Source organism: Stenotrophomonas sp. YJH_SMC_6 (assembly GCF_059371335.1).
Genome location: NZ_JCAFUM010000007.1, coordinates 227,521 through 241,120, shown reverse-complemented (window position 1 = coordinate 241,120; position 13,600 = coordinate 227,521). Strand labels below are relative to the sequence as shown.

10 protein-coding genes are annotated in these 13,600 nt (G+C 67.2%); 8 read left to right on the top strand and 2 right to left on the bottom strand.

Annotated elements, in window-relative coordinates; genetic code table 11:
• The first annotated feature begins 273 nt into the window (after window positions 1-273).
• Both AC5P9N_RS10345 and AC5P9N_RS10340 read left to right on the top strand, forming a co-directional pair.
• Complete coding sequence (locus AC5P9N_RS10345) at window positions 274-750, top strand: XAC0231 family protein (RefSeq protein WP_005407626.1); 477 nt, start codon at window positions 274-276, stop codon at window positions 748-750.
• A gap of 69 nt (window positions 751-819) precedes the next feature.
• Window positions 820-1,299, top strand: a complete 480-nt coding sequence (locus tag AC5P9N_RS10340) for a tRNA (cytidine(34)-2'-O)-methyltransferase (RefSeq protein WP_005407625.1) — start codon at window positions 820-822, stop codon at window positions 1,297-1,299.
• Between the two features lie 407 nt (window positions 1,300-1,706).
• On the opposite strand, the gene AC5P9N_RS10335 is transcribed toward AC5P9N_RS10340, so the two are convergent.
• Entirely contained in the window at window positions 1,707-2,870 is a 1,164-nt protein-coding gene (locus AC5P9N_RS10335; RefSeq protein ID WP_024956299.1) for an acyl-CoA dehydrogenase family protein, read from the bottom strand.
• A gap of 315 nt (window positions 2,871-3,185) precedes the next feature.
• On the opposite strand from AC5P9N_RS10335, the gene AC5P9N_RS10330 reads away from it, so the two are divergent.
• Both AC5P9N_RS10330 and AC5P9N_RS10325 read left to right on the top strand, forming a co-directional pair.
• On the top strand, window positions 3,186-4,862 hold the full coding sequence (locus AC5P9N_RS10330; protein ID WP_099485217.1) for an electron transfer flavoprotein-ubiquinone oxidoreductase: 1,677 nt from the start codon (window positions 3,186-3,188) through the stop codon (window positions 4,860-4,862).
• Window positions 4,863-4,927: 65 nt separating this feature from the next.
• On the top strand, window positions 4,928-5,329 hold the full coding sequence (locus AC5P9N_RS10325) for a c-type cytochrome (protein WP_005407622.1): 402 nt from the start codon (window positions 4,928-4,930) through the stop codon (window positions 5,327-5,329).
• Here the strand turns inward: AC5P9N_RS10325 and AC5P9N_RS10320 are convergent.
• Entirely contained in the window at window positions 5,323-8,928 is a 3,606-nt protein-coding gene (locus tag AC5P9N_RS10320) for an ATP-binding protein (protein ID WP_495223827.1), read from the bottom strand. The genes AC5P9N_RS10325 and AC5P9N_RS10320 overlap by 7 nt on opposite strands.
• A 75-nt stretch (window positions 8,929-9,003) precedes the next feature.
• Here AC5P9N_RS10320 and AC5P9N_RS10315 point away from each other — a divergent pair, with 75 nt between their 5' ends.
• The 4 genes from AC5P9N_RS10315 to AC5P9N_RS10300 all read left to right on the top strand — a co-directional run bounded on the left by AC5P9N_RS10315 (window position 9,004) and on the right by AC5P9N_RS10300 (window position 13,548).
• Entirely contained in the window at window positions 9,004-9,642 is a 639-nt protein-coding gene (locus AC5P9N_RS10315) for a response regulator (RefSeq protein WP_005407620.1), read from the top strand.
• Window positions 9,643-10,020: 378 nt separating this feature from the next.
• Entirely contained in the window at window positions 10,021-10,791 is a 771-nt protein-coding gene (locus tag AC5P9N_RS10310; protein WP_060380665.1) for a hypothetical protein, read from the top strand.
• A gap of 112 nt (window positions 10,792-10,903) precedes the next feature.
• Window positions 10,904-12,895, top strand: coding sequence for a peptidoglycan-binding protein (locus tag AC5P9N_RS10305; RefSeq protein ID WP_099485238.1), 1,992 nt, complete (start codon window positions 10,904-10,906; stop codon window positions 12,893-12,895).
• Between the two features lie 245 nt (window positions 12,896-13,140).
• The gene (locus tag AC5P9N_RS10300; protein WP_014645533.1) at window positions 13,141-13,548 is read left to right on the top strand and encodes a glycine zipper 2TM domain-containing protein; all 408 of its coding nucleotides are present in this window, start codon (window positions 13,141-13,143) and stop codon (window positions 13,546-13,548) included.
• The last annotated feature ends 52 nt before the right edge of the window (window positions 13,549-13,600 follow it).

Sequence of the window (13,600 nt, the reverse complement as noted above, 5' to 3'; positions counted from 1 at the left end):
CCGCCAGCAACGTCCGGACAGTGTCCGCAGCACATCGAATGGACAGGTGTCCGCCCGCCGGACACTTTTCGATGACCATAAAACCCTTGCAAATCAATAATTAAAAGTTGGCACGGGGATTGCTTGGTACTTCCTGCACCAGGAAGGGCTTCAGACAAAAGCTGACTGAAGACTGAACAAACGCAGGAAATCGAAAATTTTCCTTGCAAGCCCAGAATTGGTGTACTACCTTACTACCACACCACTGATCACCAACACTAAACAGGCCCCGTCATGAACGCCAAGACCATTGCCATCGCCATCGCCCTGATCGCCGGCACCGCGGTTGTTTCGTCGGTGCAGGCCTCCGAATCCATCAAGACCCTGTCCACCGTGCAGGTTCGCCCGGCCGCCGACCAGCTGGCCCAGCAGGCCTGGGAACAGGCCAGCGGCATCCCGACCCTGGCCACCGTGGAAGTGCGCCCAAGTGCCGACCAGCTGGCCGAGCGCAGCGGCTACGTCGCCGCCCCGGTCGCCGCCGCGATGCCGATCACCACCCTGGCCTCGGTGGAAGTGCGCCCGAGCCTGGAACAGCGCGTCGCCCTGGCCGCCGAACTGGAAGCCCAGCGCTACGCCGCGACCCTGGCTGCCGCCGCCACCAGCGTCGCCAACCAGGTGATCGTCAACCTGCCGGCCCTGCAGGTGCGTCCGAGCGCCGCCGACCTGCAGGCCCTGGCCACCGAAACCGCCCAGGTCCTGCTGCGCCCGTAAGCGGTGCCGCCCTGCCTCGCGCAGGGCGTGCGCCGTAAAGGCGGCGGTCGTCGCAGGTACACTGCGCCGATGAATGCCGCGCCCCAGTTCCACGTGATCCTGTTCCAACCGGAAATCCCGCCCAACACGGGCAATGTGATCCGGCTCTGCGCCAACACCGGCGCGCAGCTGCACCTGGTCGAGCCGCTCGGCTTCGCACTGGAAGACAAGCAGCTCAAGCGCGCCGGCCTGGACTACCACGAGTATTCGCGCCTGCAGGTGCACCCCGACCTGGACACCGCGCTGGCGCGGATCGCACCGAAGCGGTTGTTCGCCCTCAGTACGCGTGCCAGCGTCCGCTATGACAGCGTGGCGTTCGAAGACGGTGATGCCTTCCTGTTCGGCCCGGAAAGCCGCGGCCTGCCGCAGGACGTGCTCGATGCCTTGCCCGATGGCCGCCGCCTGCGCCTGCCGATGCGGCCGGACAACCGCAGCCTCAATCTTTCCAACACCGTTGCCGTGGTGATGTACGAAGCGTGGCGGCAGCATGGGTTTGCCGGCGGCGCGTAACGCCACGCGTCTCTCTTCTGCCTGGTCGTTGCTGTGGCGGGCGCATGCGTTCATGGGCGTTACTTTTCTTTCCGCGCGGAAAGAAAAGTAACCAAAAGAAACGCGCCGCCATCCGCGAGCCGGTGCTGCGCACCGGTGCCCTGCGCTCCTCGGCCCGCCGGGGGACGGCGCGGAACTCGCTGCGCTCAGACACCCGCGCCTCTTCGCCCCCGCCGGACCTGCGGTGCTCGGCTCGCTTCAAGGCGGACCCAACAGCCGCGCGGTACAGGCTGTCCTTGAACCCATCTCGGTACGGTGCGCGGTTCGGTACACCGATCGCTCGCCTGCGAATACGCTACTGGGCAATGCCGGCCAGCGGCCGGCACTACCAACTCAATGCCGGCCAGCGGCCGGCACTACCGGTGCACTCAGAACGCGTTGATGCCGGTCAGTTCGCGGCCGATCACCAGCTGGTGCACGGTCTCGGTGCCTTCATAGGTGATCACCGATTCGAGGTTCAGCGCGTGGCGGATCGCCACGTGTTCGGTGGTGATGCCGGCGCCACCCAGCAGGTCACGGCATTCGCGGGCGATGTCGATCGCCATGCGGCAGTTGTTCCACTTGGCCAGGCTGACCTGCTGCGGCTGCAGCTGGCCGGCTTCCTTCAGGCGGCCCAGCTGCAGGGCCAGCAGCTGCGCGGTGGTGATGCGGCGGGCCATCTCGGCCAGCTTGATCTGCGCGCTCTGCGTGGCCGCCAGCGGGCGACCGAACAGCACGCGCTCCTTGGCATAACCCAGTGCTTCATCCAGGCAGGCAATCGCCGCACCGATCGGGCCCCAGCTGATGCCATAGCGGGCCTGGGTCAGGCAGCCCAGCGGCCCCTTCAGGCCCTTCACGTTCGGCAGCCGGTGGCTGTCAGGCACGCGCACGTCATCGAAGAACAGCGCCCCGGTCAGCGATGCGCGCAGGCTCATCTTGTGCTTGATCTCCTGCGTGGTGAAGCCGGCCATGCCCTTTTCCAGCACGAAACCCTGGATGCCGTCCTCGGTCTGCGCCCAGACGATGGCCAGGTCGGCCACCGGGCCGCTGGTGATCCACATCTTGCTGCCGCTGATGCGCCAGTCGCTGCCGTCACGCACCGCGCGGGTCTTCATGCTGGCCGGATCGGAACCCCCATGCGCCTCGGTCAGGCCGAAGCAGCCGATCAGTTCGCCGCGCGCCATCGCCGGCAGCCACTGCTGGCGCTGTTCCTCGCTGCCATAGGCGTAGATCGGGTACATGCACAGCGAGCTCTGCACCGAGACGAAGCTGCGCAGGCCCGAATCGCCGCGCTCCAGCTCCTGGCAGATCAGGCCGTAGCTGACCGCGCCGAGGCCACCACCGCCGTACTCGGTCGGCAGGGTCGCACCGAGCAGGCCCAGTGACGCGATCTCCGGCACCAGTTCATCGGGGAAGCGGGCCTGGTCGAAGGCATCGCCGATGATCGGCAGCACGCGCTCGTTGGTGAAACGGGCGACGCTCTCCTGCACCGCGCGCTCTTCCTCGTTGAGCAGGGAACGGACATCGAACAGATCGTACGGATGCAAAGCCATGGCACTCACGCGCAGTCAGGACCGGGCCATTGTCGGTCATCCGCAAGCATCGCGTCTGGTAGGTGTGGACCTTGGTCCACACGGATGCAGGTCCGGGCGGTGAAACAATGTGCCAACCAAGGTTGGCACCTACCCGGCCACGAGCATTACGCTGCACCGCAGCAATCATGACGTGAACATCGGCGATCTAGCTCGATCACGCGCGTCCCGGTACCCTGACACATTCAAACAACCGTTTCGCCCGTGGCCGCACGCGCGATTCCCAGGCACCGCCGGTGGCCCCGATGCCGGCCCTACCCACGAGTCATGCAATCGATGAGCGCTGAAGCCAACGCCCTGCCCCCGCGTGAAGTAATGGAATTCGACGTGGTGATCGTCGGCGCCGGCCCCGCCGGCCTGGCCACCGCGATCCGCCTGCGCCAGCGCGCGATCGAAGCCGGCCGCGAATTGTCGGTGTGCGTGCTGGAGAAGGGGTCCGAACCAGGCGCGCACGTGCTGTCCGGCGCGGTGATGGATCCGCGCGCGCTGACCGAACTGTTCCCGGACTGGGCCGAGCGTGGCGCACCGCTGAAGCAGAAGGTCACCCGCGACGAATTCCTGTTCCTCAGCGAAACCGGCGCACGCAGCACGCCCAACGCGCTGCTGCCGGAGTGCTTCCACAACGAAGGCAACTACATCATCAGCCTGGGCGAAGTGACCCGCTGGCTGGCGCAGCAGGCCGAGGCGCTGGAAGTAGCGATCTTCCCGGGCTTTGCCGCCGCCGAAGTGCTGTATGGCGACAACGGTGAAGTGATCGGCGTGGCGACCGGCGACATGGGCATCGAGAAGGACGGCAGCATCGGCCCGGCCTTCGAGCGCGGCATGGCGCTGCACGCCAGGTACACGATCTTCGCCGAAGGCGCACGCGGCCACCTGGGCCGCCAGCTGATCGCCCGCTACAAACTCGACGAAGGCAAGGATCCGCAGGCCTACGGCATCGGCGTCAAGGAGCTGTGGCAGATCGACCCGGCCAAGCATGAGCCGGGCCTGGTGGTGCATGCCGCCGGCTGGCCGCTGGACAGCGACACCTACGGCGGCGCGTTCCTGTACCACGCCGACGGCGGCAAGGTCGCCATCGGCTACGTGGTCGGCCTGGACTACAGGAACCCGTGGCTGAGCCCGTTTGAAGAGTTCCAGCGCTTCAAGACCCACCCGTCCATCCGCAAGCACCTGGAAGGCGGCACCCGCATCGGCTACGGCGCGCGCGCGATCACTGCCGGCGGTCTGCTGTCGCTGCCGAAGACCGTGTTCCCCGGTGGCGCGCTGGTCGGCTGCGAGGCCGGCTACCTCAACGCCAGCCGCATCAAGGGCAGCCACGCCGCGATCAAGACCGGCATGCTGTGTGCCGACGCCGCGTTCGATGCACTGGCCGCCGACCGCCAGCACGATGAACTGAGTGCCTACCCGACGGCGTTCGAAGCCAGCTGGCTGTTCACCGAACTGCAGCAGGCCAAGAACTTCAAGCAGTGGTTCAAGAAGGGCCAGACCGTGGCCACGCTGATGACCGGCGTGGAGCAGTGGCTGCTTCCCAAGCTGGGCGTGCGCAACCCGCCGTGGACCCTGCACCGCACCCAGCCCGACCACGCCTGCCTGGAACCGGCCGCCAAGCACACCCGCATCGCCTACCCGAAGCCGGATGGCGTGCTGACCTTCGACCGGCTCAGCTCGGTGTTCCTGAGCAGCACCAACCACGACGAGAACCAGCCCAGCCACCTGACGCTGAAGGACCCGAGCATTCCGGTGAAGGTGAACCTGGCCGAGTACGCAGGCCCGGAAGCGCGCTACTGCCCGGCCGGCGTGTACGAGTTCGTCGGCGAAGCCGACAGCGCGCGCCTGCAGATCAACGCGCAGAACTGCGTGCACTGCAAGACCTGCGACATCAAGGACCCCACCCAGAACATCGTGTGGGTGACCCCGCAGGGCGGCGGCGGCCCGAACTACTCGGGCATGTGAACGCCACGGGCTGCGACCGAGCGTCGCAGCCCGTCGCTTGCCACGCACCGCTATCCTGCCCGCCCATGCGTGCATCATTCCTGCTCATCGCTGTTGCCGTGGCCCTGGCCGCCACGGCCTGCCAGCGCCCGCCTGCAGCGCCCGCCACGCCGGAACAGGCGCAGCAGCAGGCCATGCAACGCGCGTTCGAGTTGTGTGCCGGCTGCCACACCGTGCAGCCTGGCGGCATCCACCGCTTCGGCCCGAACCTGCACGGCGTGATCGGCCGGCGCGCCGGCAGCCTGCCCGACTACGGCTATTCCGACGGCATGCGCCGCGCCGACATCACCTGGTCCGCGCAGACCCTGGATGCGTTCCTGCAGTCGCCCACCCATGTTGTACCGGGCACACGCATGTACAACGCCTTCCCCAGCGCCGAACGCCGTGCGCTGGTGATCGCCTACCTGCAGCAGCAGTCGGCTCAGTGAGCCAGGCGCTGCAACTGCTGTTGCAGCCGCGCCACGAATGCCGCCACCGCGGTGAACAACGGCACCGGATCGGTCTCGGCCGCATCCTGCAGGCGCTCGACCAGGGCATTGGCCTGCGCGGCCAGCACCGTCGCTCCCACCGCGCCCAAGCCACCGGCCTGGCGATGCAGGTGCAGCGCGGCAGCCTCACGGTCGCCGGCCTCCAGCGCGCGCTGCACAGCGGCCAGGTCACCTGCACTGGCCTGCAGCAGGCTGTCGCGCAACTGCTCGGCCACCGCACGTGAGCCGAAGCGCCGCTGTAGGCTGTCCAGATCGGGCAGCGTCCTGTCATCGACGGCAGCGGACTCGGCCAGCGGCTCCTCGAACCGTTGCCCCTGCGCCTGCGGCAACCAGCGCAGCAGTGCCGCGCGCAGTGTCGCCAATGACAATGGCTTGGCCAGCACCTCATCCATCCCGGCTTCACGGCAACGACGTGCATCGTCGTCCAGCACGCTGGCGGTCAGCGCCAGTACGGTCAGCCGCGGCTGGCCGTTGCGGCCTTCGCGTTCGCGCAGCAGGCGGGTGAAGGCGAAACCATCCAGTACCGGCATCCGGCAATCGGTAATGACCAGATCAAAGTGCTCCGATGCCAGGCGATCCAGCCCCTGCTGGCCATCGCCGACCAGCACATGCGGTACACCCAGTTGCTGCAGCCGCCAGGCCATCATCGCCTGGTTGGTCGGATGATCTTCGATCACCAGCACGCGTGCCTGGCGCAGCGCCGGCGGCAGCAGCGCCGCCTGTTCCTGCTCGGCGACCAGCGCTTCAACATCACTGCTGCCGGCTTCCACCAGCGACAGCCGCACCTCGGCGCGGGTGCCCTCGCCCAGCGTGCTGTGCAGTTCCAGCTCGCCGTCCATCATCTGCACCAGGCGCTGGCAGATGCTCAGGCCCAGGCCGGTTCCACCGTGGTCGCGCTGGATGTACGCACCGGCCTGGGTAAACGGCGCAAACAGGTGCTGCAGCTGTTCCGGTGCGATGCCGATGCCGGTATCGGTGACGCTCAGGCACAGCGGCTGGCTGCCGTCTTCGGCGGTCGGCCCCAGCACTTCCAGCTGCAGCCGCACTTCGCCGCGCACGGTGAACTTGATGGCGTTGCTGAGCAGGTTGAACACGATCTGGCGCAGGCGCACGCCATCCACTTCGTGCGCGGCTGCCAGCTGCGGATCAATCTGCACGTGCAGGTCCAGCCCACGTGCACTGGCCTGCGCCGACAACAACCGGCACACGCTTTCCAGCAACGGCCGCAGCGGCTGCGGTACCGGCTCCAGCCGCAATGCGTTGGCCTCCAGCCGCGAGTAGTCAAGGATGTCGTCAAGGATCTGCCGGAGCATCTGCGCCGAATCCTCGATCACGCCAAGGATGCGTTTCTGTTCTGCATCCAGCGGTGAGTGCGCCAGCACTTCCAGCATCCCCAGCACGCCACTCATCGGCGTGCGGATCTCATGGCTCATGGTGGCCAGGAAGCGGGATTTCGCCTCGGCCGCCTGCTCGGCCTCGGCCTTGGCTGCGGTCAGGGCATCCGCTTGTGCACGAGCCTCGCTGGCATCCACCCAGTAGCCACTCCAGGTCACCACACCGGCTTCGGCGGCATAGGGTTGCGCCTGGGTGCGCACCCAACGCGGGCCTGCTCCATTGCCCCGCAGGCGGAATTCCAGCATGAGCGGTGCGAACTGGTGCGCGGCCTGTTCGACCGCCTGCAGGATGCGCGCGCGATCGTCCTCTTCGACGCGTTCCAGCAACATTGTGGCGTCCTGCTCAGCCTGCTGCCGGGTGATCCCGAACAGCGCCTGGAGGTCACCGGCAATGAACGGGAAGCGGAGCGTGCCATCAACCTCGCGACGGGCCTGGTAGACCACGGCAGGCAGGTTGTCGGTCACTTCGGCCAGGCGCTGCTCCAGCTGGCGGCGCCCGGCCACCTCGCGGCGCAGGCGCCAGTAGCCGATGCCATGCACCAGCAGCGCGGTCAGCAGCACCAGCAGCAGCGGTACACCCCAGCGCAGCGTGCTTCGCCAGTCGATGCCGTTGTGGTACTCCACCGCCAGCCAGTCGCCGCGCAGCGCTTCGCGCTCGCGTGGCGTCATCTGCAGCAGCAAGCGATCGAAGGTCGTGGCGAGCGCCGCATGCCGGCGCTCCACGGCCAGTGCCAGCTGGTCGTTGAAGCCCGCGGGCGCGGCAACCTGCAGGCGCCCCGGGAAACGCGTGCGCAGCAGGTGGTCGACCAGGGCCAGATTGCCCACGTAGGCGTAGGCGTCGGCCTCGCCATCGATCAGGCGTTGCATGGCCTGTTCGGCACTGCGCGCGGCGACGATCCTGGCCTGCGGCGCCTGCTGCAGCACGTAACCGCGTACGCGCTCCGGATCCGACAGCAGTACGCGCTTGTCCTGGAGGTCGGACAGGCCCAGCAGCGCCGGGCTGTCGTGGCGGCTGACGATCACGTTCGGCACGCTGATGAAGGGTTGGCTGTACACCCAGTCCGGGCCCAGATAGTGCGAATCGACCGGAATGCCCATCACCGCCTGCAACTCGCCGCGGCGCGCCTTCTCGCGCACCTCGTACCAGTCATGGCTGTTCTGCGCCTGCAGGTTGGCACCGGCCTGCATCAGCCGCGCCAGGTACTCGCTGGCCAGGCCGCTGGGCCTGCCATCCTCGTCAGCGAACGACAATGGGGCGGCGTTCGGCGCGAAGCCGATCTTCAACGGCTGTTGCAGAACCCGCTTCTCGGCCTGGCTGAGCGCCAGCTGCGCCGATGCCGACCACTGCGGCAGGGGCAGCCAGCGTTGTGCCAGTGCATCGCGCTGGGCCTGGCTGGTCGCGGCCAGCGCCAGGTCCAGCGCTTCGGCCAGCGGTTGCTTGCTGTTGGGAACGCCGAAGTGCATCCGTTCGGGGGGCAGGTCGCTCGGACGCAGCAGGACGACACCCTGCAGGTGCTGGCGTGCGATCAGTTCGGTGGCAACGTAGGCATTGCCTATGTAGACATCAGCTTTGTCGTCTCTGACCATCTGCAGCGCAGCCAATGAGCTGTTTGCGACAAGCTGCACCGCACGCGGGAAACGTGCCCGCACCTGCGGTCCGGTCAGGAAATCCTGCTCGATGACCACCCGCAATCCGTCCAGGTCGGGCATGTTCGAAGCACGCAGATCGCCCGGCCTCCCCACCAGCGCCAACGGCGCCTCGCCATAGGCAGCGGTATAGACCATGCACTGGGTGCGGTCGGCACTGAGACCGACATTCATTACCACGTCGATCTCGCCACGACAGGCCGCATCCAGCACGGATGTCCAGTCGGAATAACGCCTCGCCTCGACCTTCACACCCAGCTGACGGGCGAGAAGCGACAGATAATCCGGCCCCAGGCCAACCTGGTGGCCATCACGGAGGGACTCGAACGGCGGCCAGCCGCTGTCATACTGGCCCACGACGATGCTTGGATGGGCGGCGAGGTACTCGCGCTGCAGGGGACTGAGCGGCAACAGCCCGGGCACTGCCTGTGCCAGCGCCACGGGCAGCACCAGCACGGCCAGCAGCAGGACCAGCCCGCGAACAGCCCAGCTACGCATCGGCGTCGATCTCCTAGAATCCTGACAGGGCCGCGATGGTCGCGGCCCGGCTTGCCCGGTGGCCATACTAGAGCAATGAGCTTGCGCATCATCATCGCAGACGACCACCCTGTGGTCCGTATCGGTACCCGCGCCGTCATCGAATCGAGCGGGGTCGGCCGCGTGGTCGGCGAGGCTGACAGCGCGCAGGCGCTGATGGCCCTGCTCGGCAGCCAACCCTGCGACCTGCTGGTGACCGACTATTCCATGCCGGGCAGCCCACAGGCCGACGGCTTCGCCATGATCGGCATGATCCGCCGCCGCTTCCCCGACCTGCCGGTGCTGATGCTCAGCGTCTCCAACAACCTGGCGATCCTGCGCATGGTGCTCGACAGCGGCGTGCTCGGCCTGGTCGACAAGAGCTCGTCGATGGACGAACTGCCGCAGGCCATCCAGGCGGTCTATCGGGGCCAGCCCTACATCAGCCGGAGCCTGCGTGAGCGGGTCGAGGCTGCGGGCAGCTGGCGCATGCGCGAGGGCGACGGCAAGCCGTTGTCGCCACGCGAGGTGGAAGTGCTGCGGCTGCTCGGCACCGGCATGACGGTGAAGGAGATCTCGCTGCAGCTGCACAAGAGCGTCAGCACCATCAGCCGGCAGAAAGGCGACGCCATGCTCAAACTGGGCCTGAAGGGCGACGCCGAACTGTTCGACTACCTGCGCGACGGCAAGATCTGAGAACCAGATCACACTGTGAGGGGATCTGTCACCGCCCTCTTTGACCGGCCGTCGTTCTGTGCCAAGATGACCCGGCATGGGTTTTCAATGCGAGGTCGAAGGAATCGACCGGCTCATGTCCTCGCTCCCGTCCCAGGTGGATGGGGTGCGGTTTCCTGCCGGCCGTCTGGCCCGGCAACGCTGACCATGGAGAGGCGCATGCATCACCCCCCCGAGCCATGTTGGACCCTGCCGTTGCGGCCCCTGCGCGCATTCGCGGCGTGCCTGCTCGTCTCTCTTTCCGCTGCGGCCTGCAGCGCCGCCGATCCGGCCCCCTCGTCCTCCCAGCCTGGCGCTCCCGTGCAGGCTGCCGATGCGCCCCGACAGGATGTTGCCCCGATGCAGAACACCTCTCCCGACACCGCCGTCACCCCGCCCGACGCGCCGACCGTGATGTATTTCACCTACCAGGTGGACGGTGATGGCGCGACCTCCTACGAGGTCCAGAACGGCAGCGTGGCGACCTTCTGGTTCGGCCACACCTTCACCCTCGATGGCACCACGTATTACACGGGTTTCTCCTGGGATACCCGCGAGCACTACGGCAAGCCGGGCGAGCAGTCGCCGGCCGGTCCGGATGATCGCGCCAACCTCGCCGAGGCCACTTTCGTGCTGGCCGGCGCCGACGCGAAGAAGCCATGGAAGTTCCGCGGCCAGGAATGGACCATCGGCGCGCTGGGCGCGTACGACAAGGCCGACGATGTCGATACCCGGCGCAAGCCGCTTGAACATCGCACCGCCGACGGTCGCCTGCTGCTGGCGGTGCCGACCAGCAGCTTCGACCGCGGCATCAGCAGCACCGGCTATGCACTGCTGCTGTTCAACCCCAAGCGCAGCGAAGACGACGTGGACAGCAAGGTCTGGCGCTATGTCGGCTCGGTGCGTACGGGCGAGGACAACAGCGCCGCCTGCGACGAAGGCAACGTGATGCCCTGCACCGACAGCGATGGCGAACTGGCCTTCGCTGCCGACGGCAACGGCCTGCCGCGACTGACCGTGACCTTCAAGGGCACCACCATCGAAGGCCCCGGCAAGCCCCGTGCGCTGGGTGCCGGCGACGCCGTGCACTACACCTTCGACAGCGCGACCCAGCAGTACGTCGCGCCCTGATAGCACCCGCCCACGCGCGGGTTTCCTGTTGACCGACATGTTCTTGACTCACGGATGAGTCCGGTTGGCGATTCGCGGCATGCGCCGCTCCATCAACCCCGAGGAAAACGTCATGGCACAGCATGACTACAGCAGAAAGGAAGTCCTGGACATCGTCGAGCAGGTCGCCCGGCAGAAAGGCCTTCCGGTCGATGACTTCATGCGCTTCGCGCACATCGAGACCGGCGGCACCTTCAACGAGCGCGCCCACAATACCTCGTCCGGCGCCAAGGGCCTGTTCCAGTTCGTGCCCGGCTCCGCGCGCCAGTACCACCTGACCGGCCACGAGTTCGACCCGACCCGCAACACCGAAGCGGCCGCAAAGATGTACCAGGACAACCTGGACTCGATGGCACGCCGCAACGAGCGCACCGGCCACCCGTACCTGTCCGGAGGCCGTACGCCGACCGGCCTGGACCTGTACCTGGCCCACCAGCAGGGCAGCGCCGGCTATGGCTCGGTGCAGACCGCGATTGCCACCGGCACCTTCGGCGTGGTCCGCAACGGCCACGGCGAAGAGATCAACATGCGCCGCAACGTGCTGAACCAGATCGGTTCCGACGCGAAGGCGCTGACCGGCCACACCCTGGCCGAGATGCGCGGCATGAACGATGGCGACCTGGCGCGGACGTTCTCCAGCTACTACATCCACAAGTACGCGGCGATCAGCATTCCGGAAAAGAACATCGAACCGCAGGCGGTGGCGCCGGGCCAAAGCCAGGCCCCGGCCGCGCCTGCACAGGCCAGCGCAGCCGTGGCGGCGGGTGCAGCCACGCTGGCGGCAACCGCAACGGCGGCTGCCACACCGAAACCGGGCATCGAACTGCAGGCCGCCTACGAGGCCGGCGTGAAGTACGACCACGTGAAGTACGCGATCAACATTCCGGGTCACGCGCTGTACGTACCGGGCAAGACCGGCAAGAACGTGGAGCAGGGTTACATCGACTGTTCCGGCTGGGTCGGCACGCTGCAGAACCGCACCATGGACGAGATCAACCAGAAGGCCGGGCATGCGGTCTTCAGCAAGGCCGATCGTATCGACCTGGGCAACCTGGGTTCCGGCGGCATCGTGCGCAAGGCATTCGACCAGTCCGGCGTGCTGCTTGACCGCGACGCGATCCTCAAGCCCGGTGCGCTGAAGGAAGGCATGATCATCGGCCTGGATACGGCCAGGACCCGCCACGAGCACTGGAACGGCATCGACCACATCGTGATGGTGGTGCGCGACCCCACCACCGACAAGCTGCTGATCAGCCAGTCCACCGGCAGCAAAGGCGTGCACACCATGCCCGTCGAGGACTACCTCAAGCAGGTGAAGGACCACCCGAACTGGAAGCTGTACGCCTCCGATCCGCTGTCCAAGGCGCGCGACCTGCTGGAAAGCCGCACCCAGTCGCATGAGCAGACCCAGGGTAAGCCTGCCGCCGAGCACAAGGCCGCTGCCACCCCGCACGCCGAACTGTACAAGCAGGGCGCACACAGCGAGGGCGTGCGCACGGTGCAGGAGCAGCTGGGCCACCTGGGCTACGTCGGGGCCGATGGTAAGCCGCTGGTCGAGGATGGCCGCTTCGGCCGCAACACCGACGCGGCGGTGCGCCAGCTGCAGAAGGACAACGGCCTGGTGGCCGACGGCATTGTCGGGGCGAAGACGCTGGAGGCCATCAAGGAAGCCCGCGAGCGCCCGCTGCTGAACGACGAACGGCACCCGCGCAATCCGCTCTTCATCCAGGCCAGCAAGGGTCTGGAACTGTTGCCGGCCGGCACCTTCAAGGATCGCCACGCGCTGGAAAGCGCCGCCGCGGCCCTGACCAAGGAGGCGCACGCCGCCGGCCTGCAGCGCATCGACACGGTGGTGCCCAGCCCGAACGGTGAACGCCTGTTTGCCGTGCAGGGCACGATCGGTGACCCGGCGGCCAGCCGCGTGGCGGTGGAGGCCCGAGCCGCCAGCGAGCAGAGCATCGCGCTCAGCAGCGGTGCCGTGCAGGGCGCGCCGAACGTGCTGCACCAGCAGCAGGACGCGCAGCAGGAACAGGCCCGCCAGACGCAGAAGGCGATGGGCGTCTGAGCCCGCAACGCCTTGGCAGAGAAGGGAGGGCCACGTCCGCGTGGCCTTTTCCCTTTCTGCCAGCTGAGCGGCCGAGGCCGCTTTCAGCCTTGCTTCATGCCGCCTGCCGCTAGATGAATGCGCAAGCCGCACGGTGGACCAGGCAATGTTCCGGCAATGTTGGAACGTCAGCGTGGTCTCCACGGCAGCCGGGGCGCCCGCGCCCTCCCTGCCCAGCGTGGCATGCACCTCACAGGAGAACGAACATGCTCAGTACTTCCACACTCAGCTTCCGTGGTCTGGCGATGGCCCTGGCACTGGTGGCCGGTGTCGCCGTGGTCAGCGATGCCAGCGCGATGTCGAGGAAGGACAAGCGTACCCTGGTCGGTGCCGTGGTCGGTGGCGTGGCCGGCAACCTGCTCTCCAACGGCGATCCTGCGGCCACCGTCGGTGGTGCCGTGGCCGGCGGCGCGATCGGCAACCTGACCACCTCCGACCGCCGCGACCGCCGTTACTACGACAATCGCCGTTACGACGACCGCTACGATCGCCGTTACGACCGTGGCTACTACCGCAGCGGCTACTACGACCGCGGTGATGACCGTCGCTGGCAGCGCGAGCGCTACTACGACAACCGCTACTACCACGACCGCGGTCGCCATCGCGGCTGGTAAGCAGCGCGGCATCTCCCATGCCGATGCACGGACGGGCGGGTCGATGACCCGC